At 69.8% G+C, this 25025-nt stretch carries 26 protein-coding genes and 1 pseudogene; 13 read left to right on the forward strand and 14 right to left on the reverse strand.

What is annotated here, in order from left to right:
* Window positions 1-380: 380 nt before the first annotated feature.
* The 4 genes from ACZ69M_RS47655 to ACZ69M_RS47670 all read right to left on the reverse strand — a co-directional run bounded on the left by ACZ69M_RS47655 (window position 381) and on the right by ACZ69M_RS47670 (window position 4745).
* The gene (locus ACZ69M_RS47655; RefSeq protein WP_470059959.1) at window positions 381-1640 is read right to left on the reverse strand and encodes an alpha/beta hydrolase; all 1260 of its coding nucleotides are present in this window, start codon (window positions 1638-1640) and stop codon (window positions 381-383) included.
* 179 nt (window positions 1641-1819) lie between these two features.
* Window positions 1820-2476: a response regulator gene (locus ACZ69M_RS47660; protein ID WP_470059960.1), complete on the reverse strand. Its 657-nt coding sequence runs from the start codon at window positions 2474-2476 to the stop codon at window positions 1820-1822.
* On the reverse strand, window positions 2461-4500 hold the full coding sequence (locus ACZ69M_RS47665; protein ID WP_470059961.1) for a sensor histidine kinase: 2040 nt from the start codon (window positions 4498-4500) through the stop codon (window positions 2461-2463). The genes ACZ69M_RS47660 and ACZ69M_RS47665 overlap by 16 nt, the downstream gene beginning before the upstream one ends.
* A 77-nt stretch (window positions 4501-4577) precedes the next feature.
* The gene (locus tag ACZ69M_RS47670) at window positions 4578-4745 is read right to left on the reverse strand and encodes a hypothetical protein (protein ID WP_470059962.1); all 168 of its coding nucleotides are present in this window, start codon (window positions 4743-4745) and stop codon (window positions 4578-4580) included.
* A gap of 476 nt (window positions 4746-5221) precedes the next feature.
* Between ACZ69M_RS47670 and ACZ69M_RS47675 the strand changes: the two genes are divergently transcribed.
* Together ACZ69M_RS47675 and ACZ69M_RS47680 are read left to right on the forward strand one after the other, a co-directional pair.
* The gene (locus ACZ69M_RS47675) at window positions 5222-5419 is read left to right on the forward strand and encodes a hypothetical protein (RefSeq protein ID WP_470059963.1); all 198 of its coding nucleotides are present in this window, start codon (window positions 5222-5224) and stop codon (window positions 5417-5419) included.
* An 88-nt stretch (window positions 5420-5507) separates the two neighbouring features.
* Entirely contained in the window at window positions 5508-6464 is a 957-nt protein-coding gene (locus ACZ69M_RS47680; protein ID WP_470059964.1) for a WD40 repeat domain-containing protein, read from the forward strand.
* Window positions 6465-6573: 109 nt separating this feature from the next.
* On the opposite strand, the gene ACZ69M_RS47685 is transcribed toward ACZ69M_RS47680, so the two are convergent.
* Genes ACZ69M_RS47685 through ACZ69M_RS47705 form a run of 5 tightly spaced genes read right to left on the reverse strand, consistent with a single transcriptional unit; the run spans window position 6574 to window position 10317 of the window.
* On the reverse strand, window positions 6574-6987 hold the full coding sequence (locus ACZ69M_RS47685; RefSeq protein WP_470059965.1) for a DUF6262 family protein: 414 nt from the start codon (window positions 6985-6987) through the stop codon (window positions 6574-6576).
* On the reverse strand, window positions 6984-8591 hold the full coding sequence (locus tag ACZ69M_RS47690; RefSeq protein ID WP_470059966.1) for a tyrosine-type recombinase/integrase: 1608 nt from the start codon (window positions 8589-8591) through the stop codon (window positions 6984-6986). The genes ACZ69M_RS47685 and ACZ69M_RS47690 overlap by 4 nt, the downstream gene beginning before the upstream one ends.
* Before the next feature lie 24 nt (window positions 8592-8615).
* Entirely contained in the window at window positions 8616-8861 is a 246-nt protein-coding gene (locus ACZ69M_RS47695) for a hypothetical protein (protein WP_470059967.1), read from the reverse strand.
* Window positions 8862-8887: 26 nt separating this feature from the next.
* Window positions 8888-9157, reverse strand: coding sequence for a hypothetical protein (locus ACZ69M_RS47700; protein ID WP_470059968.1), 270 nt, complete (start codon window positions 9155-9157; stop codon window positions 8888-8890).
* Complete coding sequence (locus ACZ69M_RS47705) at window positions 9154-10317, reverse strand: tyrosine-type recombinase/integrase (RefSeq protein ID WP_470059969.1); 1164 nt, start codon at window positions 10315-10317, stop codon at window positions 9154-9156. Before ACZ69M_RS47705 ends, ACZ69M_RS47700 begins: the two co-directional genes overlap by 4 nt.
* Before the next feature lie 162 nt (window positions 10318-10479).
* On the opposite strand from ACZ69M_RS47705, the pseudogene ACZ69M_RS47710 reads away from it, so the two are divergent.
* From ACZ69M_RS47710 to ACZ69M_RS47745, 8 genes and pseudogenes are all read left to right on the forward strand, one after another.
* A pseudogene (locus ACZ69M_RS47710) lies at window positions 10480-10707 on the forward strand (hypothetical protein); the annotation flags it as partial.
* Window positions 10708-11041: 334 nt separating this feature from the next.
* Window positions 11042-11533 carry an aldo-keto reductase family protein gene (locus ACZ69M_RS47715; RefSeq protein WP_470059970.1) on the forward strand — a complete coding sequence of 164 codons (492 nt, stop codon included), beginning with the start codon at window positions 11042-11044 and terminating at the stop codon, window positions 11531-11533.
* 263 nt (window positions 11534-11796) lie between these two features.
* Window positions 11797-12453: a hypothetical protein gene (locus tag ACZ69M_RS47720; protein ID WP_470059971.1), complete on the forward strand. Its 657-nt coding sequence runs from the start codon at window positions 11797-11799 to the stop codon at window positions 12451-12453.
* 116 nt (window positions 12454-12569) lie between these two features.
* Window positions 12570-13043 carry a DinB/UmuC family translesion DNA polymerase gene (locus ACZ69M_RS47725; protein WP_470059972.1) on the forward strand — a complete coding sequence of 158 codons (474 nt, stop codon included), beginning with the start codon at window positions 12570-12572 and terminating at the stop codon, window positions 13041-13043.
* Between the two features lie 41 nt (window positions 13044-13084).
* Entirely contained in the window at window positions 13085-13252 is a 168-nt protein-coding gene (locus ACZ69M_RS47730; RefSeq protein WP_470059973.1) for a hypothetical protein, read from the forward strand.
* Window positions 13253-13657: 405 nt separating this feature from the next.
* Window positions 13658-14884: a PP2C family protein-serine/threonine phosphatase gene (locus ACZ69M_RS47735; RefSeq protein ID WP_470060033.1), complete on the forward strand. Its 1227-nt coding sequence runs from the start codon at window positions 13658-13660 to the stop codon at window positions 14882-14884.
* A gap of 1004 nt (window positions 14885-15888) precedes the next feature.
* Window positions 15889-17541 (forward strand): glycine-rich protein, encoded by a 1653-nt coding sequence (locus tag ACZ69M_RS47740; protein WP_470060034.1) that lies wholly within the window; start codon window positions 15889-15891, stop codon window positions 17539-17541.
* A 240-nt stretch (window positions 17542-17781) separates the two neighbouring features.
* Entirely contained in the window at window positions 17782-18363 is a 582-nt protein-coding gene (locus ACZ69M_RS47745; protein WP_470059974.1) for a recombinase family protein, read from the forward strand.
* A gap of 19 nt (window positions 18364-18382) precedes the next feature.
* Here ACZ69M_RS47745 and arsM read toward each other — a convergent pair whose 3' ends face one another.
* Window positions 18383-19297: an arsenite methyltransferase gene (gene arsM / locus ACZ69M_RS47750; RefSeq protein ID WP_470059975.1), complete on the reverse strand. Its 915-nt coding sequence runs from the start codon at window positions 19295-19297 to the stop codon at window positions 18383-18385.
* A gap of 104 nt (window positions 19298-19401) precedes the next feature.
* On the opposite strand from arsM, the gene ACZ69M_RS47755 reads away from it, so the two are divergent.
* From ACZ69M_RS47755 to ACZ69M_RS47765, 3 genes are read left to right on the forward strand one after another with little or no spacing between them, the layout of a single operon-like run.
* Window positions 19402-19776 (forward strand): ArsR/SmtB family transcription factor, encoded by a 375-nt coding sequence (locus ACZ69M_RS47755; RefSeq protein WP_470059976.1) that lies wholly within the window; start codon window positions 19402-19404, stop codon window positions 19774-19776.
* Window positions 19773-20507: an aquaporin gene (locus tag ACZ69M_RS47760; protein ID WP_470059977.1), complete on the forward strand. Its 735-nt coding sequence runs from the start codon at window positions 19773-19775 to the stop codon at window positions 20505-20507. The genes ACZ69M_RS47755 and ACZ69M_RS47760 overlap by 4 nt, the downstream gene beginning before the upstream one ends.
* A gap of 31 nt (window positions 20508-20538) precedes the next feature.
* Entirely contained in the window at window positions 20539-20955 is a 417-nt protein-coding gene (locus ACZ69M_RS47765) for an arsenate reductase ArsC (protein WP_470059978.1), read from the forward strand.
* 8 nt (window positions 20956-20963) lie between these two features.
* Here ACZ69M_RS47765 and ACZ69M_RS47770 read toward each other — a convergent pair whose 3' ends face one another.
* Genes ACZ69M_RS47770 through ACZ69M_RS47785 form a run of 4 tightly spaced genes read right to left on the reverse strand, consistent with a single transcriptional unit; the run spans window position 20964 to window position 24929 of the window.
* Window positions 20964-21485 carry a DUF6262 family protein gene (locus tag ACZ69M_RS47770; protein WP_470059979.1) on the reverse strand — a complete coding sequence of 174 codons (522 nt, stop codon included), beginning with the start codon at window positions 21483-21485 and terminating at the stop codon, window positions 20964-20966.
* The gene (locus tag ACZ69M_RS47775) at window positions 21482-23071 is read right to left on the reverse strand and encodes a hypothetical protein (RefSeq protein ID WP_470059980.1); all 1590 of its coding nucleotides are present in this window, start codon (window positions 23069-23071) and stop codon (window positions 21482-21484) included. The genes ACZ69M_RS47770 and ACZ69M_RS47775 overlap by 4 nt, the downstream gene beginning before the upstream one ends.
* A complete protein-coding gene (locus ACZ69M_RS47780; RefSeq protein WP_470059981.1) occupies window positions 22999-23991 on the reverse strand; it encodes a hypothetical protein in 993 nt (330 codons plus the stop codon). The genes ACZ69M_RS47775 and ACZ69M_RS47780 overlap by 73 nt, the downstream gene beginning before the upstream one ends.
* Window positions 23991-24929: a tyrosine-type recombinase/integrase gene (locus ACZ69M_RS47785; protein ID WP_470060035.1), complete on the reverse strand. Its 939-nt coding sequence runs from the start codon at window positions 24927-24929 to the stop codon at window positions 23991-23993. Before ACZ69M_RS47785 ends, ACZ69M_RS47780 begins: the two co-directional genes overlap by 1 nt.
* Window positions 24930-25025: the final 96 nt, after the last annotated feature.

The raw sequence follows: 25025 nt of genomic DNA on the forward strand, positions 1-25025 counted from the left end.
CGCGTCATGTTTCGGTAGTACCGTCGAGCAGGCCGCCTCCCCAGGGCGCAAACGAGGTCAACCGGGGGCGCGTTGGGATCAGACAGGAGCGACCCGACCGAAACGGGTCGCCGAACGACGACATGAATCTCTTGCCCCGCATCAGGCACGTCTGCCCCGAGAGCCCCATACCGGCTCGGTCTGCGAATCGACGCCAAACAACCTTGGCGGGACAAAACGCTCTTTAAGCCACGGGCCTCTCGATCAACGCCGAGAGCCCCGCTCCCGAGGACTCTGGCGTCTCCCGGACGGACTCGCACCGGCTGGCTGCCCTGAGCTTGTCGCCCGATGGACATCAGAGCTCGTTCTCGTCCGATGTCTCGGACTGCTGGACGTACACCTCAGCCCACCGGCAGCGGTTTGCCCAGGAGGAAGGTTCTCAGCAACGCGGTGTAGCGGCGTGGCTGTCCGCCTGAGATGGAGTGACCGGCCCCCTTGACGGTTACGAGCTTGGAGTCCGGGAGGATGCGCTGGTACTCAGCGGTCACGACGGGTTTGATGAAGTCGCATTCCCCTCGCATGATCAGAGAGGGGACGCGCGCGGTGCGCAGACTCGGCCGGGGGTCGGGGATCTGCTCGAAGTCCTTGCGGGTCATCTGATTGCTGTAGAAGCCCTGGGGGTTGTTGTGCGCCGTGGTGGGCGGCGCGCCCTTGCAGGAGGTGCTGTCCTTGCCCTGCAGGGCGACTTCGTGCATCCAGTGGTCGACCTCGCGGTCGCCGACCAGCGCGTGCGCGGCGCCGGGGTTGACCTGAAGCAGCACGCTCGCCGCGAGCATCCGGGGTGTGCTGTTCAGCCGGTCGAGCCGTGCCTTCTGGGCGGGGGCGAGCCGGTTCCAGGGTTCCCCGGCTGTGGAGCCGGGGTACTCGCGGCCCCACAGCGCGCCTGGCGAGGTGAACACCGCTTTGGCCACGTGCTCGCTGTGGGCCGCCAGGTACTGGGCGGCGAGTGACCCTCCCCATGACTGGCCGACGAGGATGATCTGCTCGGCGTCGAGCGTGCGCCGGATCGCTTCGAGATCGGCGACCTGGCGGGCGACGGTGTACCCGGTGATGTCCCGGAGTCGGGTGGACCGGCCGGCGCCGAGCTGGTCGTAGGCGTAGACGTCGAAGCCGTCCGCCGCGAGTTCACGGCCGCCGGTGGGGATGCCCTCACCGGGTGTACCCGGGCCGCCGTGCAGGAAGATCACCGGTGTCGGCCTGGCCTTGCCGACGGCGGAGGCGTGGACATAGGCGATGCGCGATCCGGTCGGCAGATTCCAGAATCTGACACCGGACGGGGCGGCGGCAGCCGCGGTGGTGGGCAGCGGACGGAAAACGGTGACACCGCCGAGGGCGGCGACCGCCACGGTCAGGCCGACCGCGACGAACGCGGACGCCCGCAGACCGCGGCGGCGTTCGAGGCCGAGCAGGGCGAACGCCGCGCGGCCCAGCAGCCCGCCGGCCAGAGCGGCGAAGGCCAGAGCGGCGAAAGCCAGAACCGGCACGCTCGCGGTGACGAACGCCGTGGCGAGGAAACCGGCCGTCGCCACGACAGGCGTCAGCGGTATCGCCAGGAACAGAACGGCGCCGCCGACGATACGGCGGGAAAGTGTGGGTGACATACGTTCGAGGCTAGGGAGACGACGCGGGCGATCCATCCAGCTCAGGGACGGTCCGACAGCACGCGCCGACCGCCCTGCGGCGGGGTGTCACCCCCGCCCCGCGGCGGGTGTCAGCGGTCGTCGGGGCAGGGGTCAGCGGCTGCCGCGGCGAGGGCGACAGCGGCTGCCGCGCGGGGGCGTCAGCGGGTGCCTGGGCGGATCAGACCCGTCTCGTAGGCGGCGATCGTCGCCTGTACCCGGTCGCGTACGCCGAGCTTGCCGAGGAGGACGGAGACGTGGTCCTTCACGGTGGGCGGGCTCACCCCCAGCTCTGCCGCGATCTCCGAATTGGACAGCCCACGCGCGACCTGCCGGAGGACCTCGGTCTCGCGCGGAGTGAGCCGGTCGAGCCGTGCCGTGTCGAGCGGGCCGGGCGCGTCGGCGCAGCGGTCGATCAGTCTGCGGGTCACCGCCGGATCGAGCAGCGCGGCTCCCCTGTGGATCACCCGCACCGCGTCGATCACCCGCTCCGGTTCGGCGTCCTTGAGCAGGAAGCCGGCGGCTCCGGCGCGCAGCGCGGCGAACAGGTACTCGTCGAGATCGAAGGTGGTGAGCACCAGTACACGGGTCGCGGGGCTCCGCTCAGTGATCCTCGCGGTCGCGGCGAGGCCCCCGATTCCCGGCATCCGGATGTCCATCAGGGCGACGTCCGGCCGCGACGACAGGGCGAGTTCCACCGCCGTGTCGCCGTCCGCGGCCTGCCCGACGACGCACAGGTCGGGTTCCGCGTCGAGAATCGCCGCGATCCCGGCCCGTACGACGGCCTGGTCGTCCGCGACAGTCACTCTGATCGCCATGGGTGGACCTCCGGCAGCCATACTCGTACCGCTCCGCGGTCGGTCGTCGAGAGGGTACCGCCGGCGGCGTCCGCGATTGCGCGCAGCTGCCGCTCCACCCCTGGAACGGCGGGTGCCGGACCGGAGACCTCCACCCCGTCGTGGACTCTGCGCACGGTGAGAGTGACGCCCAGGGCCATGAGCGTGGAGGCGATCCGGTACGCGAAGACCTCCACGGCGGCGGGCAGCGGATGGCGCGGGCCGATGTACTGGACAGCACCGCCGTAGCGCCCGGCCAGTGCGGCGATCCCGGAAACAGTAGGGGGCGGGGCGTCTTCCTCGTCCCCCGATCCCCTCCCGTCTCTCCTGTCTTCTTCGTCCCTGACGTCGTTACTGTCGTGTCCGCGCAGCTCGGAGAGCAGCTCCCGCAGAGCGGTGAGACCGGCACGGGCCTCCTCCCGTACGGTCCGCAGGTTCCCCGCCTCGGCCGCGGCGACCACCGCTTGCGCGTGGCGCAGCGCCGTGCCCCGCAGCCCGGTGGCGAACCGTAGACGCTGCTCGTGTACCGCGGCGTCGGCGTCCCCATCGAGCAGTACCCGCCGCCGGGCGTCGGCAGCCCGCAGCCGGTCACGACGCCGGGCGGTCCGGCGCCCCCACGACCAGACGGCGAAGGCCGGGAGGGCCAGCACGCACGTCAGCACGGCCCAGGCCCCCACACGGCTGCCGGTGATACCCCTGCCGCCCGCCAGCGCGAGACCACCAGTGGCCGCGACGGAGAGCGGCGCGAACAGGCCCCGCCGGAACGGCAGATACACCGCGGCGCTGTACACGAGCGTCAGTTCGACCCATCCGTACACCAGGAAGATGTCGCTCACCGGCGGCTGTGTCCAGGCGGCCCGGTCGCAGGCCTGCCACAGCACGAGGGCCAGCAGCACCGCCGCGAGCGCGCGTCCGGGCGCACGCGAGCGCCAGCCCAGCGGCACGGCGTGCAGGCCCGACAGCACGACCGTCGGTACGGCGGGCAGCACGCCGCCGAAGGAATCCGGCGCGTCGGCTGACAACAGGCTCGCGCCGAGGGAGAGCGCGATCGCCAGGACCACCAGCGCATAGTCGAGTGCGAACATCCCACGCCAGAGCGGCCACCGGCGAATGTGAGGTGTTGTCGCCGATGGCAGTTGAGCCCGAACCGTCCAGCCGGCACCCCCTCGGCTGTCCTGCCCCACCGGTCCGGCAGAGAGCGTCCCGCCCGCCGCGGAGACCGTGGCCGCCAGCCCCGCGAGGCCGTGCCCGGTCCCGAGGCCCGGCTCGGCAGCCGTACCGCCGTCGTCCGTGATGGTGACGGTGAGCAGGGGATCATCATGGGCCGCTCTGCCGCCCCCGGGAGGCTTGGCCCGGTCAAAGGCCCCCTCGATCCGGACACGCACCACCGCGCCCCCCGCGTACCGGGCCGCGTTGGTCAACGCCTCTCGGACAACGCGGTATGCCGCCTCGGTACTGCTTACCGGCGCCGTGTCCACCGTGCGCCGGTAGTCCACCGCGTGCGCGGCAGCCAGCTCGTCGATATCGGCGAAGGTGGCGGTGGCCGCGTACTCGCCAAGCTCGGTAAGACGCTCCAGCTCGCGAACGGCCTGGCGGCCCGCTTCGTCGGCATGCCGCAACGCGGCGGCTGTCTGTTCCTGGTCGCCGAGCCGGAGCGCGGCGCCCGCGGACACCACGACCCCGGTCAGCCGGTGCGCGGCCACATCGTGCAGCTCTGCCGCCAGCCGGTCCCGTTCGGCGAGCGCCGCGAACAGAGGGACTGCAGCGGTGCCGGCCTCGTAGTCGGCCAGCGCGGACCGACGGGCCAACCTGTGCCGGCGTGAGCGGCCCGTCGCCCAGGCAATCGCCACCCCGCCACCGGCCACCAGCACGACCCCTGCGACATAGCGCAGCGGTTCACCGCGGGCAGCAGCGACTGCGGCGGCGGCCAGCGCGGCGATGACCGCTCCCACGAGGGAGGCTCCAGCGGTCCGGTGCACGGCCAGGAGATGGAGCACGACCAGCACACAGACCGCCACAAGGACGGAAAGGACCCATGCGTGTCCAGCGAAGAGACCGTCCCATGCCGACCACATGAACCGGATCACCGACCCGCATCGGCGCCGAGAAGCCCCTCGGCCGCCTCTTCCCCAGGGATGGTGCGGCGTGCGAGCACTCCTTCAGGGCCGGTGGGCACTGCCAGCACCCCAGAACGCCTCAGGCCGACAAGCCAGTCCATCTCATCCGGCACCAGCGGCTCGATGATCCCCATCCCAGCAGACTAACCAACCAGCTGAAGGCGAGAAACGCCTCGTTGCCGTCGCGAGTACGCGAACCGCGTCAGCGCCCTCGGCCATCGACCAGGCCCCTTCGCCCGTTGCGGCTGCCCTGAACTGGGCCGCAGCCACTTGGCGTTGTTTTTTCGACGAGAACTACCGTGACCCCTACGGCGTCGTGCACAGCCCGGCGCGGGACTCGGGCGAGGGACCTCGGGCCGTGCGGGGTGGTGCGGGGGTCGGCGGGCGAGGGTGACGTGGTTGGGCTGGTCGGGACAGGTACTGAGAGCTTCGGTGAGCGCGGACGCAGACGACGGACTGCGCGGTGGCGCGCTCCGCATTCTGTCGTGCTTCTTGGCGCGGGCCCGGTCCGCGGAGCACCTACACCGTCCAGAAGCAGCCTCCAGCGGGCAGTTGCCACTTCAGGTACGAGAAGGGGGAGTCGCTGGAGGATCCGGCATGCACGCCGGGTGTGATCTCCCCAGCGGTCACGCTGGCGAATCTGAAGTCCACGATCTGCCGCAAGGGCGGCTACACCTCCGACATCAGGCCGTCCACGTCCGTCACCGGCAAGGAGAAGGCGTTGAACGCGGCCTCGTACGGTTACAAGGGCCGCATGGGTGATGCCGAGTACGACCACCTGCTATCCGGCGTCGCGGCGGCAATGTGACGGATTTGTGGTGGTGACAGCGTAGGCGGCATGCCGCTGACGACCAGCCGGGCTGAGGAGTCCGTGGGGCGAGCCGTAGGGTCAGGTCGTGAAGCCGTTGCCGAAGCGTACGTCGATGTCGATGATCCGGACTGGTCGCGAATACGGGGCCTGGCCCGTGCTTACTGAGTCGGATGGACAGCTGGTGCTGCTGTCGTTTGCCGATGGCGCGAGCAGAGTGTCCCGTTGGGATCCCGAGAGCGGCCGAGAAATGTGGCAGATGGACCTCTTGGCCGGCGGCGGCGAGTGCGCTGTCGCCCAAGCGAACGGAGCTGGCACGATACTCGCTGTCGCGTCCGAGGACGGTGTCGAGCGTCTGGACGCATTGACCGGCACGTCATTGCCGAGCGCTCACATGGAGAACGTCAGCACAGTCTGGGACGTGGCGGCAGGAGTTTTGCCCGATGGGCGCTCGTTCTTCGCGGGTGCCGGCCACCTCCACCGAGTTCATCGCTGGGATGCCCTGACCGGCGACCCACTGGGTGAGCCGTTGGCCGGGCACGGGACCTGTGTGATGTCCATGGCGGTTGTCCCCGCGAGCAAGACCGGGGACACGGTGATCACCTCTGGTGATGAGGCGGGCGTCGTCCTCCGCTGGGACGCGGCGACTGGCATGAGGATCGGGGAAGCGATCACTGGGCCTCGCGATGCAGTCCGCCAGATCGTGCCAGTGAGCCTGTCTGAAGGATCCACCCTTCTTGTGTGTGTGGATCGCGACAGACTCTTGTGGCGGTGGGATGCGGCCACCGGCGAGCTGGTCGGAGAGCCTGTTCCGCTGGGTTCGGAGTCGGCGTATCCGAGGGTGACCACGGCTGTCGTGGATGGCGCCGCGCGCATGTTCATCTCAGGGACGGACGACGGCATGGTGTGGGAGTGGGATCCCGTGACAGGCAAGCCGATCGAAGTCGCCATGCCCGGGATCAGTTTTGATGTGCTGGTCCGCGCCGACGGCGGCGCGGTGTTCGCGACCGGGTCACGCGAGGGTGATATCGCTCTTTACAACTGAGCGCCTGATCCCCTCAATGTGTCCAGCGGGCTGAGAGGGCTGGCCGGCGCTTCCCTGCCACGTAGTTCTTCGAGGCGGCACCACGTGGCATGGTGCTGCAAGGGTGTGCTCAGTCGCCTCCTCGCGTCTCCAGCTTGCGTCGCAGGGCGAGTAGTTCGCCGTGTGCTGCGGCGAGTGCGGCGTGTAGCTGTGCGAGCTCTTCGCGGTGTTTGCGGCGTTCGGTGGCGAGCTGCTGGGTGAGGCGGCGGACCAGTGTGCTGGCGGCGGCCTCGGTGTCGGGGTGGTGCGTGGAGTCGTCGGGGCCGACATCGCGTCGTGCCCGGCGCAGGGCCTCGACCTGCGGGCGCAGGGCGGGGTGTCGGTAGATGAAGTCGGTGGATACGCCGGCCGCCTTGGCGATGGAGGTCACGCTCACCAGCGTGCGGGTCTTGCGGGCTTCTTTCAGCGCCTTCTCGACGGCGTTCTCGGCTCGTTCGCGGCGCTGGCGGGCGGCTGTTGCCAGGGCTTTGGTGCTTGGGTTCATGAGCTGTCCGTGGTGTTCTCGGTGGGGTCGGGGGAGAGTCGGCGTTGTGGGGTGCCCGCGCCGCGGACCGGTGTGGTGGTGCCGTCCAAGCGGCGGATGCGTTCGATGGCGAGCAGGACGCCGTCGAGGGCGGCGACTTCCTCGGTGCGGCCGCGAAGCCAGATGTTGTCGTCGGTCATGGGCTCACCGAACCGCTGCGTGTGGGCATGCTGGCGGCAGTCGATCAGGTTCGTGGTCTCGTCGCGCTGCTGTGTGAGGACGTCGGCGAAGGTGGCGTCGGTGACGAATTTGGTGCAGGACAGGCAGGCGTTGCCCTTGTCGCAGGCTTGTCGGGGCGGCAGGGTGCAGTAGCCGTTGGGCAGGATCCGGTCGGTGCGCTGGTCGAGGGCGAGGGATTCGAACATCTCCCGCGGGTCACGCTCGTAGGCCCGGCCGTCGGCGGTCAGCTTCTTGTAGCGCAGGAATTCCTGTTCTGCGGTGGTGGACAGGGTGCGGGCGTAGTGCAGGAACATCGCCGGGGTCTTGTGGCCCATGTATCGCATAGCCACGTGCAGGGGGACGCCGGCGTTGAGCAGGCTGGTGGCCTTGGTGTGCCGGAAGGTGTGGGTCTTGGAGATCTTGATCAGGTGGTCCTGGTCGTCGCGCAGGTCGATGGCGGAGGCGAAGTCCGTCAGCCGCGGGCGGGCCGTCGTCGACGGATAGGGGCGGTCGCCGTTGCGGTTGTTGCGCTCGGCCAGGAACAGGTATTTGGGGGCGACGCCGGGCCGGTTCTGGCCGGTCATGAAGTTGCGGGCGTAGTCCTGCTGTCGGCGGACCAGATCGAGGGTCTCCTGGTCGATGGGGATGGTGCTGTCCTCGGTGATGATCTTCGTCTGCTGGTAGCGCAGTCGTGCGACGTGGCCGTCCGGGTCGGGGAAGGGAACGGCGAGGATCGGGTCAAAGTCCAGCAGGGTGACTTCACTGATCCGTCTGCCGGTCTTGATGAGCAGGCCGACGATGCGGACCAGTTGCTCGTCCGCGAATCCACCCTCGGCCTTGGGCTGGGCGAGCAAGCCGCTGTGCTCGGCGATCCGGCTGATCACCGCATCGCTGAGGACGGCGTCGGGCGGCGGCGCCTTCGGCCCGGTGGGTTTGTCGCCGTAGCGGAACAGCACGGCGTGCTGCGGCCCCAGCCGCTGCCAGCGGGCCCCGGCCAGGACTTTGGCGGCCTCGTCGCGTTCCTCGAACACGAAGCGGTATAGCTGCTCCAGCCCCGTCATGGCGGCGCGGCGATGAATCGGCCCGAGCCGTTCGCCCTTGTTCGCCCCAGCGGTGCACCGCTGCTGGTTCAGCCACTGCCGAAAGCCCTGGACCCACTGGCCGAGCTGGCTCGGGTCGTCGACCAAGTGCGGGCCGTCGCAGCCCACCAGGTCGAGATAGCGCTGGAACCAGCATAGGTTCACCTGCCGGGTGAAGGCCGTGCTCCAGGTGTAGACGCCGCGCTCCAGCTGGCGCGACAGCCACCACTTGGCCGCCTCACGCAGCCACGGGGTGGTCAGGTGGCGGAAGTAGATCAGGTTGTGGCGCTTGGGCTCATGTTCACGCAGCGGGATGCGGGTGTCCAACAGCGGGTTCCACACGTTCAGTTCTCACCACGGGCCGCGGTGGTAGACGTGAACCAGCAAGTCGACGGCGCGCGCCAGGATGCGCCCGACGATCGCCATCTGGTTGGCGGCAAGAGGATCGCCGATCCGGATGCGGGCCTTGCGGATGGCGCGCAGCCAGTCCTCGTGCGGCAGGTCCGTCAGGCTCGACAGCCGTGCGTGCGCGGAGTCGGTGAGCACCAGGGCGATCTGGCGGGTCAGCTTCGTGGTGTTCTGCGCCTGGATGCGCATGCCGAGCTGGACCTGCCGCTCGGGGATCAGGCGAACTCGGTGCGCATGCTCGTCGGCAGGCCCCGCAGGTCGATCGCGACGCTCTTCTCGCGTGCCCGGTAGGACGGCTGGTTCTCCAGCACCGCTTCCAGCCAGCAGTCCGGCATCGTCGCCCGGGTGAAGTACGCCTGCCGGGCATCCTGCGGGAGGCTGGCGGCCAATTGGGCGTTGATCTCGGCGTCGAACAGGCGGCGGTGCCCAAGGAGCGGGTCGGACTGGGCGGTGCGGCGGGGACGATGCCGTGCAGCGCCGTTCATGCCATCGCTCCCCACCGGGCGGCCAGGGTCTTCCAGTCGGCCGCCGCCCGCATCGCCGCGTCCTCGGTGACGTGCGCGTACGTCGTCATCAGGGTGTGGATGTCGCGGTGCCCCAGGCGCCGCTGCACCACGTGCTCGGGCACCCCTGCCAGCAACAGCGCCGTCGCGTGCGAGTGGCGGAACCAGTGCGGCGTCCACGCAGCCGGCAGCAGAGGATGCCGACGTTTGAAGGCGTCGATCCAGTCGTAGACCGTCTCCGGCCGCAGCGGCCTGCCGAGCCGACCGCGGAACAGGTTCACGAACACCGGATCGTCATCGTCGAAGTCGATGCCCGACTCGATCAGCAGGAACAGGTACTCGCCGTACCGGTCGTCATTGATGTAGATGCGCCGGTACTGCTGGTTCTTCACCCGCAGCCGCCGCCGGGTGTCCTCGCGTGGCTGAACGTCCACGTGCGCGGTGGTGCCGGTTCCGGGCTGCCAATCGTGGTGTCGCAGCAGCAAGGCCTCGGCCAACCTCAGTCCGGTCTCCTCCAGCAGCGTCCACAACAGCCGCAGCCGCAAGTCACCCATCCAGCCGCCCTGGTCCCGGTCGAACACGGCGGCATCGTCCTTAATCACGGCCATCTGCCGTGGCGTCAGGAACGGCGGCGGAAGACGCGGGTCACGGCGCCGGCCGATCACCCGGCGGTCCTGACCGCCACCGACATGCCCCAGGAACGAGGCGTAGCGGCCGCGCGATTCCATCGTGCCGCCCTTGACGTGCACGTAGAACGTGTGCGCGGCCGGCACATCGGCGACCACCGCCTGATAGCGGTAGAAGCTCATCACCGAGGTCAGGGCCGCATCGACCGTGCTCGCCGGCACAGGCGTGAACGGCCTGAGCGCGAGCACCGCCGGATCGGTACCTCGGTTGCTCAACCGGCGCGCGAACCCGGCGAGATCCTCCACACCGACACACTGCCAGTCCAGGCCCCGATCTTCCAGCAACGACCACCACAACGCCAGGCCGTGCGCGTACGAGCGGACGGTGTGCGGCGAGTACTGCTCCTGCCGCAGATGCTCCAGGTACTCCTCGGCCGGCTCCACGACCCGCCACTGCCGGTCGAGAACGACATACGTGACCTCGTCACCGACCGTGACCCGCTGTCGAACTGCCATGTCCGCAACCGTAGGAGCTCGTCCGCACAGGGCGAGAGCCGATCGTCAGCAGCGTCACCGTCATGAGCGAACAACCCCAGATAGTGACAACCGGCGGGCCTAAAGCCGGTACTTTGCCGTCTGTCAGCGACATCAGCGGCACTCATCGGCAACCCCGGATGTCACCTGATCAGCCTTCAGCTCGGCGGCGACCCCAATCATCCCCGCAACCTGTGGGTCGAGCCGCCGGACCCGGGCCACAAGAAGGGCGGCGAGGTCAACAACCGCAAGGACCCGGTGGAGACGAAGCTGCACACCGCTGTCTGCGCCGGCAAGGTCACGCTCACGGCCGCGCAGAAGGCCATCGTCAGTGACTGGACCACGGCCCTCAGCAGCCTCGGCCTCGGGTGAAGGTGCGGCGGCTGGACGGGGGCGTGCGTGGGTGAAAGCCCCGGCTGGACGGGGGAGACCAGCCGGGGCCGCAGGTGGTGGCGTGCGGAGGGCGGTCGCCGCGCGGCGGAAGGCTCCATGGGGCTTCAGCCGGACGATCGTCCCCATGGGCTGTAGGTGAGGCTCGGGGACACTGTCCCCTCCGCAGCCACATATAGATGAACCGTGAACTTCCTCTGCTTGTCCCGGTGTTGCCGCTGCGGGCGGTGTGAGGTGAGGCACGTCCCGCAGCTGTCATCGCAGTGAGCCCAGGTGCTCGCGCCGTGTGGTGACCAGGGCTCGCCAGCGGCCGCGGGTGGCTGGTTCGCCGTCGATCCGCGAGCGGCTGGACCTGGTCCTGCTGCACAACTCGGAGAGGGCGCACACCGGCGACCGGCCGGGCCTGCACCGTGCGATCCGGGACGCGTTCGCTGTCTTGGAGGAGGAGACGGCGGCCGGGCATGTGGCCGGGTACGGCATCGCCACCGGGGCGGGCCTGGAAGAGGGGGCGTTCACAGTGGAGGAACTGCTCGCCCTGGCTGGCGAAGCCGCCGGGGGACAGCAGTACCACCACCTGGTCGCGGTGCAGTTGCCGGTCAGCCTGGTGCTGGACGCCGATCACGCGGGCCCTGGACGGCAGGAGCCCCTCCCGGCCGCCGCCAGAGCGGGGCTGCGAGTGATGGCCTCCGCGCCGATGCACAGCGGGGAACTGCCTGCCATGGTCGACCATGAGCTCGCCGACCTCATCCGGCCGGGCTTGCCCTCGTACAGGCGTGCATCCTGGCGACAGCCTCATGCCAAGGAGTGACAGACGTCCTCGTGGCCGCTTCCAGTACGCCACACTGGAGGGGAGCGGCCGATGCCGTCGCTCAACCCTCCCTGACCGCCGCCCAGTTGCGGGAGATCACTGGGGTACTCGCCTCCCCCTGACCCGGACACCGAACAAGGCATGCGTGCCCACCACGCGCGCGCCGCCCAGGCTCTGGCGGTCCACACGGAGCCGGGCGGGGCGTTCTGGGGCTGGGCGCCCCGGCCCGCACCGCCGACGGAGAGCCGGCCTGGCTGCGCCTGGTGGCCGCACCGGAGGACAAGGCGTCGGGGAAGCGGTGGGAGGGCGCCCTGGACGCACAACGCGTCTTCGGCGACCTCGACGGGCACCGGCCCGCACTCCTGGCGGTGCACGACGCCTTCGATGACGGCACCGCCTACCGGGCGGAGCTGTCGGCCCGCGTCGATCAGGCGGTCTTGTCCGACGACCCGATCCTGCAACGCGACCTCGAGTTGCCCACCGCCTGGTGGACCGACCTGACGGAGTCGCTGGAGAAGGTGGCGGCGGCCGACACCCATCGCGTCGCCGTGCGCGAGCAGTACATGGACCGTGCCATCCCCCAGTTCCTCGGGATCCCGGCACCCGCTGTGACCTGCTGGACCACCGCCCATGCGGACCTGCACGGGGCGAACGTCAGCGCGCCCCTGCGGCTGTTGGACTGGGAGGGATGGGGCCGCGCTCCGGAGGGGTTCGACGCCGCTACGCTCTACGCCTACTCGCTGCACCAGCCGGACGTTGCCGCCCGCGTCCGCACCGCCTTCCCCATCCTGGGAAGCCCGGCTGGCCTCGCCGCTGAAGCGACCGTGGGTGCCCAGCTGCTCCAGACCGTGGCCCGCGGGGACAACCTGGTGCTGGAAGACCAGCTCCGGAACTGGTCCGGGGAACTCCGCCACCGCTGACCGGATCGGAAACCATACCTGTACCGCCCACCACCGGCCGTCTGCAATGGACCGACGTCCCCCGCCGCTCCGAGCCCGCCTTGAAGACGCCCTGGGCGCACCCGTCACCGACACCGTTGCCCGTCGAAGCCCTCCACGGCATCGGCCCCCGCCAGGCCCAGACGCTCCGCGACTACGGCGTGCACTGCGTCGGCCTGCTCGTCGCGATCCCGTCGGCCACCGTGCAGCGCCTCCTGGGCGGCCGGGCCGGACGCCAGGTGGCCGACCGGGCCCGCGGCATCGGCCCCCGCCCCGTCACCCCGCGCGCCTTGCCGGCCTCGGCGAGCGTGAGCCACACCTTCCCCCGGCACACCCTGGATGGCGCCGCCGTCAGAGCGGCCCTGCTCGGCCTGGTCGTCACCCTCGCCGTCCAGCTGCGCCGCCGGGGCCAGGCGGCCCGCGGTCTGACACTGACCCTGCGCTTCGCGGGGGGCGCCACGTGGGAGAAGACCCGCCGGCTACCGGAGGCCTCCGCCCACCACGACGATCTCCGCCCACCACGACGATCTCCGCACACGACGACGATCTCCGCACGCCGGCCTACCGGCTGATCGACGCGGCAGGACTCCAGCACGGCCGCCTCACCGGAATCATGCTGAAAGGCGAGGACCCGATCGCCGCCGACCAGGTCGCCGAGCGGATCAGCTTCGACGGCGCGCGCGAAGCCCGGCTGGTCGCCGAAGAAGTCAGCGACCGCATCCGCGCCAAGTTCGGACCCGGCGCGATCCGCCCCGCCACCACACTCCTGCGCGTCTCCTGACCCGCCCGGCCCCGCCGCGGAGGCGAGACCCGTGCTCCTCCAACCGCCAGGACTTCCAGGCCTGTTGCCCCACACCCTTCGCACTGGCCGTACGCCACCGCGGTCTCCCGCCGGGCACCGTCCGCGTCGACCTGGGCGATCAGCCGGATGTGAATCCGGCTGATCGCCCGTCTCTCAGCCCTCCTTCTGGATCTTTGGCGACCAGGCGACTGGCCCGTGGCCGACCCTCACCGCCGGCCGGAACGGCGGCCTCGCTGGTTCGGGCCGCCTGATCACTCCGCGCGGACAGCGCGGGCCGACATGCTGCGCATGGCGTAATGAGCCGCTCCTGCGGCTTCTCCAGGTTCAGGTTGTGCGGAGGCAGTGATCGGTATGGGCGGCAGGGAGGGGGTGGCGAGGCGGGTTATGGGCGAGGAGAGCGTGGATCGGTCGGAGGGTTTCGGTGAGCGGCTGCTCGGTCTGCTGCTGGATCGGGCGCGGCTGATGCCGCCGCAGCTGATCGCCCCGTTGATTGCGGAGGAGGTGGCCGGGATCGGTGGTCGGGACGTCTCCATCCTGCTGCAGGACTACGCGCAGGAGGTGCTGGTGCCGCTTGCGGGCAGGAAGCTGCACGTCGGCCAGCCCGAGCCGATGGCCGACTCCCCTGCCGGCCGGGCCTTCCTGAGCGAGGACGTCGTCGAGGTGCCGCAGGCCCCCAGCGGCGTGCGGATGTATCTGCCGCTGCTGGACGGCAGCGACCAGGTGGGGGTGATGGCCCTGACCCTGGACGCCGTCGGCGACGACGACCGGCGCCTGCTGCGCAGGCTCGCCGGCCTGGTCGCCGACATGCTGGTCACCAAGAACGCCTACACCGACCAGTTCTTCCTGGCCCGGCGCCGGGAGCCGATGAGCGTGTCCGCGGAGATCCAGTGGAACCTGCTGCCGCCGCTGACGATGACCCTGCCGCAGGTCGCGGTGGCCGGCGTCCTGGAGCCCGCCTACCGGGTCGCCGGCGACAGCTTCGACTACGCCCTCAACGGCAACATCCTGCACATGGCCGTGATCGACGCGATGGGCCACGGCCTGGACGCCGCCGTGATGGCGACCGTGGCCATCGGCGCCTACCGCCATGCCCGGCGCGTGTTCGTCAGCCTGGCCGAGAAGTACGCCTTCATGGACGACGCCATCTCCCGGCAGTTCGGTCCCGACCATTTCGTCACCGCCCAGCTGATGCACATCAACATCGCCACCGGTGAGCTGGAACTGGTCAACGCGGGCCACCCCGCGCCGCTGCTGATCCGCGAAGGCCGGGTCGACCGGCAGCTGGAGAGCGCGACGACGCTGCCCGTCGGCTTCGGCGGCGAGTTGCCCCGGATCCGAGAGCACCTACTCCAGCCGGGCGACCGGGTGCTGTGCTACACCGACGGCATCATCGAGGAACACGTCACCGGCGGCGAGCCGTTCGGCGAGGAACGCCTCATCCACTGCGTCAACCGCCTGGGAGAAGAGCCGTCACAGGGGGTACGGGCGGATCTGCGCCGGCTCTCCCACACCCTGAAGAGGGAACGGGACGGACACACCAGCGACGACGCCACCCTCTTCATGATCGAGTGGCGCGGCGGCGCCACCGACCACCTCGCGGTCCTTGACTGAGCAATTTTGACGTCACCCGAATCCGAACCGGACAGCGCCGCCCACCCGGACGACGGTCACCCTTCCACGCCTGGCCAACTGACCTCCCAAGGGGAGTGTTCGGAAAACAGGTATTCATGCCTGGCACGACGTGCCGGCGCCCCGGGAGGTTTTCCCGTCCGAGCGGCTTCACCCGGCCGGTGCGCGGCTACGCGCGCGTGCTGACGTAGCGCACGGTCGGACCCCACCGCTCCATCACGGGCGCCATGCACCACTGGCACAGCGGATTCTCTGGGGCAAGCAGTGTGGCGTGAGGCGGAGTTCGACAACTCAGTGCAGCTCAGCGCCGGTGCGACTGACGCTAGCGGATGCGACAGATGTGACGCCATCGCTGAATCGAGCGACAACGCCACCCCCTATGGGCACATCTTCAGTCCTGGCAGGCGCACCCGGCGGTGCTCTTGGGGGTGCCGGTAACGAACGTGTCATGAGCCCCAAACGGTTACTGGAGAGGCCGTTGTGACCTGGATCTCTCTCCGGCATGATCTGCGGCCATGAATCGGCAGCCGGTGGGGATGGACGAGCTGGTCGAGCACTGGACGGTGCTGGACGACGAGACGGAGTTCGTGGCGGGAGCCAGGGTGTCAAATCATGTGACAGCAAACTGCACTCTCTGCGCGGTTCCTACTCGACCCCCAAGGCCTTCATGACGGACGGGTCATGTTCACGAGTTTCGAGAGCGCCTGGGTGCTTGCTTCGGGACTGTGATTGTGCGCTCGGGCCTGGGTGCTGCTGAAAGCCAAGCCCGGGGGCCGCTGGTGTGAACCGACAGTGTGTCGGGCCTGTCGCCGGTCAGGGGCCTGGGGTGCCTGATCCACAATGGCCGAAGGCGATCCCTCGCCAAGGCCTTCTTCCGTCTTCTGGAGTTTACGGTGACATTCTCACTGCCGGCGGCTGCCAGCCTGCCAGGCTCAGCGCGCAGGTATCGTGCCGGTTCGGCCAGGAGTCGGGGCCGAGTGCTGGCCATGGCGGCCGGTGTCTTCTGCGCCGCGGCCGTCACCCCGGTGGCGTTGTCCGTGCCCGCCCACGCGCAGGGCACCTGTACGGTCTCCGGTCCCACCACCACCTGTACGTTCGCCTTCACTGGCGCCGAGGAGACGTTCACCGTCCCAGTCGGTGTCACGCAGGTCGACGTCACGGCGATCGGCGCGGCCGGCGGTCTGTCGGGTGTCAACACCACGCCCGGCGGCCGGGGCGCCCAGGTGTCGGGCACGCTCACCGGCTTGTCCGGCGGGCAGACCCTCTACGTCGAGGTCGGTGGCATCCCCACGCTCACCACCCCCACCTGCTACCCTTTCTCGCCGTGTATCGGCGGCTTCAACGGCGGCGGCAGCAGCCACTACGGCGGCGGTGGAGGCGGGGCCTCCGACGTCCGTACCCAGCCCCGGACCACGCCCCTCACCACCACCGACTCCCGCCTGATCGTGGCCGCAGGCGGCGGTGGAGCCGGTGAGGTATTCAGCTCGTCGTGCACGGGCGGCAGCCAGGGCGGGGACGCCGGCCAGCCGGGCGCAAACGGGGTGTGCAACGGGGGAACCGGCGGCGGGGCCGGCACGGCCACCCAGGGCGGGCCTGGCGGCACGTCCCCCAGCGGTTCCAGCGGCGCCTCCGGCACACTCGGCACCGGCGGCGACGGCGGCGGTCCAGGCGGCTTCCGGACGGGTGGCGGCGGAGGCGGCGGCTACTACGGCGGCGGTGGTGGTGGCGACCTCAACATCAACATCAGCCCGTTCGGGAGCGCGGGTGGTGGGGGCGGTGGTTCGTCCCTGGTCCCGGCCGGCGGCACGGGCCCCACGGTGACCAGCGCCGCCGCGGGCATCACCATCAGCTACCTCACCCCGAAGGCCACCTTGGCCATCGCCAAGACCCACACCGGAAACTTCACCCAAGGCCAGCAAGGCACCTACACCATCACCGTCGGCAACAACGGGACCGGCTCAACTGACGGCAGCACGGTCACCGTGCACGACACCCTGCCGGCAGGACTCACCGCGGCCAGCATCACCGGCACGGGATGGACCTGCACCCTGGCCACGCTGACGTGCACGCGCAGTGACGTGCTGGCCGCCGGAAGCAGCTACCAACCCATCACCCTGCAGGTCGACGTGTCCTGCACGGCTCCAGCTCAGGGCACCGACACCGCCACCGTCACCGGAGGCGGCGACCCCACCACCCACACCGCCACCGACTCCACGACCATCCAGCCCGGCTGCCAGAAGCCCTCCTTGACCATCGCCAAGAGGCACATCGGGCACTTCACCGAGGGCAAGGACGGCACCTACACCATCACGGTCGGCAACAACGGGACCGGCCCAACTGGCGGCAGCACGGTTACGGTTCACGACACCCTGCCGAAGGGACTTACCGCCGACAAGATCAGCGGCTCGGGCTGGAACTGCAACCGGTCCACGCTGACCTGCACCCGCAGTGACGTCCTGGCCGCCGGGCAGAAGTACCCGCCGATCAAGCTGAAGGTCGACGTCTCCTGCCACGCCCCCCGCCAGGTCACCAACACCACCACGGTCACCGGGGGCGGCGACCCCAAACCCCATACCGCCACCGACCCCACCACCATCAAGCACCACTGCCACCACGAACGGCACCAGTCGCACCACTGACACTGGCACTGGAGCCGCCACGGATGACGGCGTGACACCGGGGCGGGGCTCACGCGGATGAACCGCGAGCCCCGCCCCTGTTTCAACGGGCAGGCCGACAGCCCCTGTTCGTAAGAGGATCCCCCAACGAACAGAAGTGATCTTGCTCGGCAGGGATCTTCGACCAGGACGAACGACGTCTCATTTAGGGTGTCCGGTGATCTGTACGGTCAACAGGGGCTATCCGTACACTCCTCGGCTGTGACCGGACTCCTCACGGGCTACGCCCGCTGCTCGACCGACGCCCAGGACCTCACCGCCCAGCGGGAGATCCTCACCGGCCTCGGCGTACCCGAAGACCGGATCTACCTCGACCGCGGACTGACCGGCACCCACCGCAACCGGCCCGGCCTCGACCAAGCCCTCGCCGCCGTGCGCGTCGGCGACACCCTCGTCGTGCCCAAGCTCGACCGCCTCGCCCGCCCCGTGCCCGACGCCCGTGACATCGGCGACTCACTCGTCGCCCGCGGCGTCAAGCTCTCCCTCGGCGGCAGCCTCTACGACCCGGCCGACCCCATGGACAAGATGTTCTTCAACATCCTGGCCACCTTCGCCGAGTTCGAGGTTGACCTCCTGCGGCTGCGGACCCGGGAGGGCATGGCCGTCGCCAGGGCGAAGGGGCAGCTGAAGGGCAAGAAACCCAAGCTGACGGCCCGGCAGCAGGCCCACTTGGTCGAGCAGCACGCCACCGGCGAGCACTCCATCTCCGACCTCGCCGAGTTGTTCTCTGTATCGAGGGCGACGGTGTATCGGGTACTCGAACGCTCCCGTATCGGCCCCTGAGACTCGCGACAGACCGCCCTCACCAGCGGGAACATCTGCGTTTGGGGCTCGTGACACGTTCGTTAATGGCACCCGTCTTGGCCTCGCTCACGGTGACGGACGGGTCGGCCGCCTGCTCGGCCGGGGTGCAGCAGGCGGTGACACCGCAGCAGGAGTCGTCCGTCGCGGGGGCGTCCTGCACGGAGGCAGCGGGCTTGGTGGCGCGGACGATGGCGGAGTGCATGCCGTCGGCGACCGGGTGGGTCGGGGTGATCTCGACGCCTGTGAACCCGGCCGCTTCCAGACCCGCGCGGTATTCGGCGAAGGACAGTGCGCCGGCGATGCAGCCGACGTAGTCGCCGCGCTCGGCACGCTGTTCGGTGGTGAGGGTGTCGTCGGCGACGACGTCGGAGACGCCGATCCGGCCGCCGGGCTTGAGGACGCGGAAGGTCTCGGCGAAGACGGCGGGCTTGTCGGTGGACAGGTTGATGACGCAGTTGGAGATGACGACGTCGATGGTGTTCGCGGGCAGTGGGACGGCTTCGATGGCGCCCTTGAGGAACTCGACGTTCGTGGCGCCCGCCTTCGCCGTGTTGGAGAGAGCCAGGGCGAGCATCTCCTCGGTCATGTCCAGCCCGTACGCCTTGCCGGTCGGCCCGACGCGGCGGGCGGAGAGGAGGACGTCGATGCCCCCGCCCGAGCCGAGATCGAGGACTCGCTCACCCTCGCGCAGTTCGGCGACGGCGGTGGGGTTGCCGCAGCCGAGCGAGGCGGCGACGGCCCCGGCCGGCAGGGCGTCGCGCTCGTCGGCGGCGTAGAGGGCGGAGCCGAAGTTCTCGTCGACCTCGACCGGCTCGGGTCCGCAACAGGCGGTGCCGCCCTCGGTGACCTTCACGGCTGCCGCCGCGTACCGCTGGCGGACGGTTTCACGCAGGTCGGTGGACTGCTCGGTCATGACTCACTCCCAGGTGACGGGCATGGCAAGCCCCGGAACTGGCCTGTATTGACGTTCATTGATGCAACCTTGCGCCTTGAATCGAAAAACGTCAACATAGAGGCATGTCGAAACAAGAGCTTGAGGTGATCGGCCAAGATGCAGCCTGCTGCCCGGGCCTGTCAGCCGCGCCGCTGGACGAGAACCAGGCCGCCGACCTGGCGAAAGTCTTCAAGGCCCTGGGCGACCCCGTCCGACTGCGCCTGATGTCGATGATCGCCTCCCGCGGCCAGGGCGGGGAGGTGTGCGTGTGCGAGCTGACTCCGGCCTTCGACCTGTCCCAGCCGACGATCTCCCACCACCTCAAGCTCCTGCGCCAGGCTGGCCTGATCGACTGTGAGCGCCGCGGCACCTGGGTCTACTACTGGGTGCTGCCCGGGGTCCTCGACAAGCTCGCCGCGTTCCTGACCACCACGCAGCCCGCCGGAGTCACCGCGTGAACGCACCGCTCGGCCGCCGCGTCGCCGCCGAGGCGATCGGCACCGGACTGCTGGTGGCGGTGGTGGTCGGATCCGGCATCCAGGCCACCGAGCTGTCGCACGACGTCGGCTTGCAGCTGCTCGCCAACTCCCTCGCCACGGTCTTCGGCCTAGGCGTGCTCATCCTGCTGCTCGGGCCCGTGTCCGGCGCGCACTTCAACCCGGTCGTCACGCTCGCCGCCTGGTTCACCGGCCGTCGTGATCCGGATGGCCTGGGCATGCGGAACGTCGCCGCGTACGTACCCGCCCAGATCGCGGGCGCGATTGGCGGGGCGATCCTGGCCGACGCGATGTTCGCCAAGCCGCTGGTCAAGTTCTCCGCCCACGACAGGTCCGCCGGTCACCTGCTGCTGGGCGAGATCGTCGCGACGGCCGGGCTGATCCTGCTGATCTTCGGCCTGAACCGAATCGGCCGCGCCGCGCTCGCCCCGGCCGCGGTGGCCTCCTACATCGGCGCCGCCTACTGGTTCACCTCCTCCACGTCCTTCGCGAACCCGGCGGTGACCATCGGCCGGGCGTTCACCGACACCTTCGCCGGTATCGCCCCTGTCTCTGTCGCCCCGTTCATCGCGGCCCAGTTGCTGGGAGCCGTGCTCGGGCTGGCGGCCTTCGCTGTCGTCTACGGCCGCCCTGCTCCCGTCCCGGATGAGGTCGTCGTCCCGCACGGCGAGCCGGAACCCGCCGTCTCCTGACCGATCCGCTCTCCCGAGAAAGCCCCCGCCCATGAGCTCTTCCGCCACGCCGCGTCCGTCGGTGCTGTTCGTCTGCGTCCATAACGCCGGCCGCTCCCAGATGGCCGCCGCCTTCCTCACTCACCTCGCGAGCGACCTCTTTGAGGTCCGCTCCGCCGGCTCGGCTCCCGCAGACACCGTCAACCCGGCCGTGGTCGAAGCGATGCGCGAGGTTGGCATCGACATCTCCGCCGAGACCCCGAAGATCCTCACGGTGGAGGCCGTCCAGGCATCCGACGTCGTCATCACCATGGGGTGCGGCGACACCTGCCCCGTCTTCCCTGGCAAGCGGTACCTCGACTGGCAGCTCGACGACCCGGCCGGGCAAGGTGTTGAGGCGGTGCGCCCTATCCGCGACGCGATCGAGACCCGTGTCCGGGTGCTGATCTCGGAAGTGGCGCGGGGCTGACGGCCCGGTCACTCGCGCTGGTTCAAGGCCCTGGTCAGCTGCCGGTTGGCTTCCCGGGCAGCTTCAAGTTCGGCCTCGCGCTCCTCCAGGGACGCCTTCAGCTCGACGGACTGCTGTTCCAGGCGGGTGATTGTCCGCAGGAGTTCCTCGACATCGGCGGGGGCACCGAGGCTGGACTCGCGCCAGACCTGCTCCCCCAGCGCCTCGGACAGACGCTTCTCCAGCTGCTGGACGCGGGCGACGAGCCGGGTGTTGCGCGCCTGTGCGTTGGCGAGATCGGCCTGGAGTGAGGCACGGCTGACGGGGGTGGCGCCCGCCGAATCCTGTGCGGCGGGTTCGAGTTCGGCGGCGTGGATCAGGGCGAGCAGGTCGCGGTGGCGGTAGAGGAACGTGCGGTCCACCCCGGCCTGCCGGGCGATGCCGGAGACGCTGATGGGCGAGCCGTTCTGAGCCGCTGTCTTGAGGGCGCTGGCCACCCGCTGACGGCGGCGGTCGGTGTCGTCCTGGCGGCCTTGGTGCATCGTGGTCATTCGGCCCTCCGGGGGCGGACGTCGGGAAGGGGCTGGCCGATGCGGGGCATGCCGAGCATCACGCTGCGGCTGCGGCGGACCACGGCGACGGCCTCCTGAATCTGCGCCTGTTCCTCCGCGCTCAGGTCGCCGAGGTCGGCTTTGACCCGGGTGATCAGGCGCCGCACTCGTCGGATCTCCTCATCCGAGGGCATGGCCTCGCTGCGCGCCCAGTCGTCCGCCTCGAACGCGGACATCAGCCGCTCACGACTGCGCAGCAGGTCAGCGAGGTATGTCTGCAGATCGGGAAGGTAGGAGACGTCAGTGCGGAAGTGATCGCAACCCACGCAACGGAACCGGATGGGGCAACTCTGTCCGCCGGCCGCGACGTTTGAGGGCTCCTGGCACACGCCGTAGGGGACACTGACCTCGCCAATCGCCCGTCGCACGTGCTCGGAGTCCAGCAGCGATTGGGCCTTGCGCCACACCCGGTTGCCGCGGCGGTCGAACTGCAGGGCGGTGACGCGGTCGACGGCTTCGCGGCGGCGTTCCTCGCCGACGCGGTAGTAGCCCTGGGTGGTGGTGATCAGCCGGTGGTCCATCAGCTCCTTGAGGACGTCGACCGGGACGCCGGCGTCGGCGTGTCGCTGGGCGTAGCAGTGCCGGTAGGCGTAGGGGAAGATCCGGGTTTTGTCGAACGGCACGAGTCGTGTGACGCGGGTGTCTCCTTCGGCGACGGCGACCGGCACCAAGAGGTCGGGGAAGGAGCCCACCCAGGCCCGGTGCTGGGCGGAGATGTCCACGAGCGGCTTGGTGCCCTCCGGGTTGGCCTTGGGGCGCGGAAGAAGTCGCAGTCGGGCAAGGTCGGTTGCGGGGAAGCGTCCGCGGACGCGCTGCTGCTGGCGGCGGATGGTCCCGGCGGTCTCCCTGCCGATCGGCAGGCGTCGGCCGAGTCGATATGCCTTGTGGTTGTCGTAGACCAGGACGTCGGAGCCGTCCGGGTCCTGCTCCAGGCAGTTGAGAGACAAGGTGTTGATCTCGTCTGGACGCCGTCCGGTGTCGATGAGAAGCTCGGCGGCGACGCGGACCTCGATGCTGCTCATGGCTTCCAACTCGTCCAGGTGGGCGCACAGCTCACGCAGCACCTCTTCTGGCAGGTCGCGTCCAGCCTCGGTGTCCTCGGGCTCATCGGGCATGTCCTCCGGCGAGATAGAGAAGTCGGCCGGCATTCCCTCCAGCAGCTGCCCGGGCATGGTGAGGCCGAGAGTGCGGAAGCGGTGCAGGACTCGGCGGACGAACCGGGTGAAGGCCAGCCGTCGGGATGGGCTGATCTTCCCGGTCGAGGTGAAGTAGCCCATGCGATTGATGAAGGCGACGATGTCGCTGCGTCCCCAGGCCGCAGGCACCGTGCCACGGTCCTGGCGCTGCACGCGCAGGCTCTCCGAGAGCATGCCCACGGCCGCGATGATTGCGCGGGAGCGCTGGACCGCGTTCTTGTTCCGGCGCCGGGGCAAGTCGTGGTAGACCCAGATCTTCATCGCTTCCCGCAGCGGCTCCTGCAGCACGGGCGCGAACGAGATGTGGCCGGTGTAGCCGAAGACCGCCATTTCCAGACGTCCTTGACGCGTTCGGCTTCCGGCGTCATGTTCAGCAGGCGCAGCGCCCGCTGCCAGGCCCGGATCATCGTGACCTGTTCGCGGCTGTGCCCGTGACCTGCCGGATCCGTCACCTCCGCCAGCTGCTGCACCTGGTGGGTGCGTAGCCGGTCATACAGCGGGCGCAGGCACTCCGGGCGTGCCTTGAATCCATCCTGGGTGCGGGCCCACAGCCCGTAGAGGAGCTCGGCGACCAGCCGGTCCGGCAGGCCGCGCAGGCTGACCTCGCGAGTGGTGCAGATCGCCTTGTCCGTCCGGCGCCAGTGCGCCTCGCCGAACCCGGGCATTGTTCGGGCCTGGTACAGGCGGTTGAGATGCGCCTTGCAGTACGCGGCTTGGCGGCTGACGCGGTCCAGGTAGCACGCGGCCACCTCGCACGGCCCGAAGGAGGCGTACCCGGTCACTCTCGGGTGGACGAGGAACTCCTCCAAGGCCAAAGCGCTGAGGCCGGTCTTGGTGTGCTGGGTATGGTGGGCCAGGCAGAGCTGGCTGGCGACGGTGATGCGGGGCCGCTCGCAACTTCCAACCGTGCACGGGCCTTGGCCGACCCCGCGGCTGGTCTCCTTCGGCACGAGCAGGAACTCCTCCAGCTGGAGGTCGGAGCGGTGCCACCGCTCCATACAGCCCCCGCACATCGGCCGCGTCAAGACGGTGATCGCCAGAGGGCAGCCGGGTACGGGGCAGTCGGGCAGGCCGATCACCGGATGCTGCCGCGGCCACGTGATCACCCGCCGTTCCCAGTCCCACCCCAACAGGACGAGGAAGTCGCTGTCCAGGGCTGTGAGGATCTCCTCCAGCCGCTCGTTCCCCGTCCGCGCCTGGTTCCCCGTCGGCGCTCCGCTCCCGAGCAGGGCTGCGGCGCTCGCGGCCATCACCGGCCGGCCTCCGGTCCGCCCAGCCCACGCGGCGATGGCACCCGCTCGACCGCCGCCCGCACGCGCTTCGGATCCGGGAACAGGTACGGCGCTTGCGAATCCAGGCTCTTCTGCCCGAGCACCGCCTGCACCTCGTCCGGAGCACCTCCGGCGTCGGCGACGTTCGACGCGAAGGCCCGGCGGGCCATGTGTGCTCCCACCCGCCGGGCCAGACCGGCCCGGTCGCTGAGCCGTTCCAGCAACTCCCCAATCGCCTCCGGTGACACCGGTTCTCCAAGCGGTGCCCGGAAGAGGTTCACGAGCAGGAAGTCGCTCCCGCCCGATCCGCGCAGTCGGTGCCGCTCCTCGTAATACAGGTCGAACGCGGACACCACCAGGAAGTCCAACGGCGCCACCCAGGCTTGCCGCGACTTCGACCAGGCCCCGTTCACGTTCTCCCGCCGCCGCACATGCACGTGAGCGCCCGGGTAATCGCAGCCCAGCGCCCGGGAGTCCGGCAGCAGATGAACGTCACTGCGCCGCAGACCCGCCACCTGACCGCGACGCAGCCCTACCCGGCCCACCAGCAGGACGATCAGCCGGTCACGCGCGTTGCGGCAGGCGACGAACATCGCCACCAGCTCGGCGTCCTCGGCCCGGTCCACTTGTGTCTCCGGCTCGCGAAGCGAGTGCACTGGCCGAAGCCGGTAAAACAGGCCGCCGTCCTCGCCCTGTGCCTCCGCCGGAAGGTCCCGGCTGTCGGCGAGCTCGTAGATCTGCCCGAGCACCGACCGCGGCGCCTCGCTCTCCGACACCGCGTACGACAGCAGGCCCCGCACCGCGACCAGCACCCGATTGATGCGCCGCTCACCACGTACTGGCTTCGCCCCCGGCCCCGGCTGCACGATCGACACCACCCCGTCCGAAGGCGCCGGGGTGTACTTCAACCAGACCATGAACAGGCCGAGGTCCCGGCCCGCGGCCCGCCACTCCCGGCCTGTCGCCCTGCACCACCTCAGGTACAGGGCAATACCCTCGGCGTATGCCTTCGT

The organism is Streptomyces sp. NPDC107454 (assembly GCF_055582885.1).

What these genes read in the sequence shown, in the direction of transcription:
- ACZ69M_RS47700 (WP_470059968.1), bottom strand. Translation starts at nt 9,157, where the DNA reads ATGAACGGCGCTGCACGGCATCGTCCCCGCCGCACCGCCCAGTCCGAC.
- ACZ69M_RS47685 (WP_470059965.1), bottom strand. Translation starts at nt 6,987, where the DNA reads ATGAACCCAAGCACCAAAGCCCTGGCAACAGCCGCCCGCCAGCGCCGC.
- ACZ69M_RS47730 (WP_470059973.1), top strand. Translation starts at nt 13,085, where the DNA reads ATGCTGAAAGGCGAGGACCCGATCGCCGCCGACCAGGTCGCCGAGCGG.
- ACZ69M_RS47655 (WP_470059959.1), bottom strand. Translation starts at nt 1,640, where the DNA reads ATGTCACCCACACTTTCCCGCCGTATCGTCGGCGGCGCCGTTCTGTTC.
- ACZ69M_RS47740 (WP_470060034.1), top strand. Translation starts at nt 15,889, where the DNA reads ATGGCGGCCGGTGTCTTCTGCGCCGCGGCCGTCACCCCGGTGGCGTTG.
- ACZ69M_RS47765 (WP_470059978.1), top strand. Translation starts at nt 20,539, where the DNA reads ATGAGCTCTTCCGCCACGCCGCGTCCGTCGGTGCTGTTCGTCTGCGTC.
- ACZ69M_RS47705 (WP_470059969.1), bottom strand. Translation starts at nt 10,317, where the DNA reads ATGGCAGTTCGACAGCGGGTCACGGTCGGTGACGAGGTCACGTATGTC.
- ACZ69M_RS47770 (WP_470059979.1), bottom strand. Translation starts at nt 21,485, where the DNA reads ATGACCACGATGCACCAAGGCCGCCAGGACGACACCGACCGCCGCCGT.
- ACZ69M_RS47780 (WP_470059981.1), bottom strand. Translation starts at nt 23,991, where the DNA reads ATGGCCGCGAGCGCCGCAGCCCTGCTCGGGAGCGGAGCGCCGACGGGG.
- ACZ69M_RS47755 (WP_470059976.1), top strand. Translation starts at nt 19,402, where the DNA reads ATGTCGAAACAAGAGCTTGAGGTGATCGGCCAAGATGCAGCCTGCTGC.
- ACZ69M_RS47785 (WP_470060035.1), bottom strand. Translation starts at nt 24,929, where the DNA reads ATGGTCTGGTTGAAGTACACCCCGGCGCCTTCGGACGGGGTGGTGTCG.
- ACZ69M_RS47670 (WP_470059962.1), bottom strand. Translation starts at nt 4,745, where the DNA reads ATGGGGATCATCGAGCCGCTGGTGCCGGATGAGATGGACTGGCTTGTC.
- ACZ69M_RS47775 (WP_470059980.1), bottom strand. Translation starts at nt 23,071, where the DNA reads ATGGCGGTCTTCGGCTACACCGGCCACATCTCGTTCGCGCCCGTGCTG.
- ACZ69M_RS47695 (WP_470059967.1), bottom strand. Translation starts at nt 8,861, where the DNA reads ATGCGCATCCAGGCGCAGAACACCACGAAGCTGACCCGCCAGATCGCC.
- ACZ69M_RS47660 (WP_470059960.1), bottom strand. Translation starts at nt 2,476, where the DNA reads ATGGCGATCAGAGTGACTGTCGCGGACGACCAGGCCGTCGTACGGGCC.
- arsM (WP_470059975.1), bottom strand. Translation starts at nt 19,297, where the DNA reads ATGACCGAGCAGTCCACCGACCTGCGTGAAACCGTCCGCCAGCGGTAC.
- ACZ69M_RS47735 (WP_470060033.1), top strand. Translation starts at nt 13,658, where the DNA reads ATGGGCGAGGAGAGCGTGGATCGGTCGGAGGGTTTCGGTGAGCGGCTG.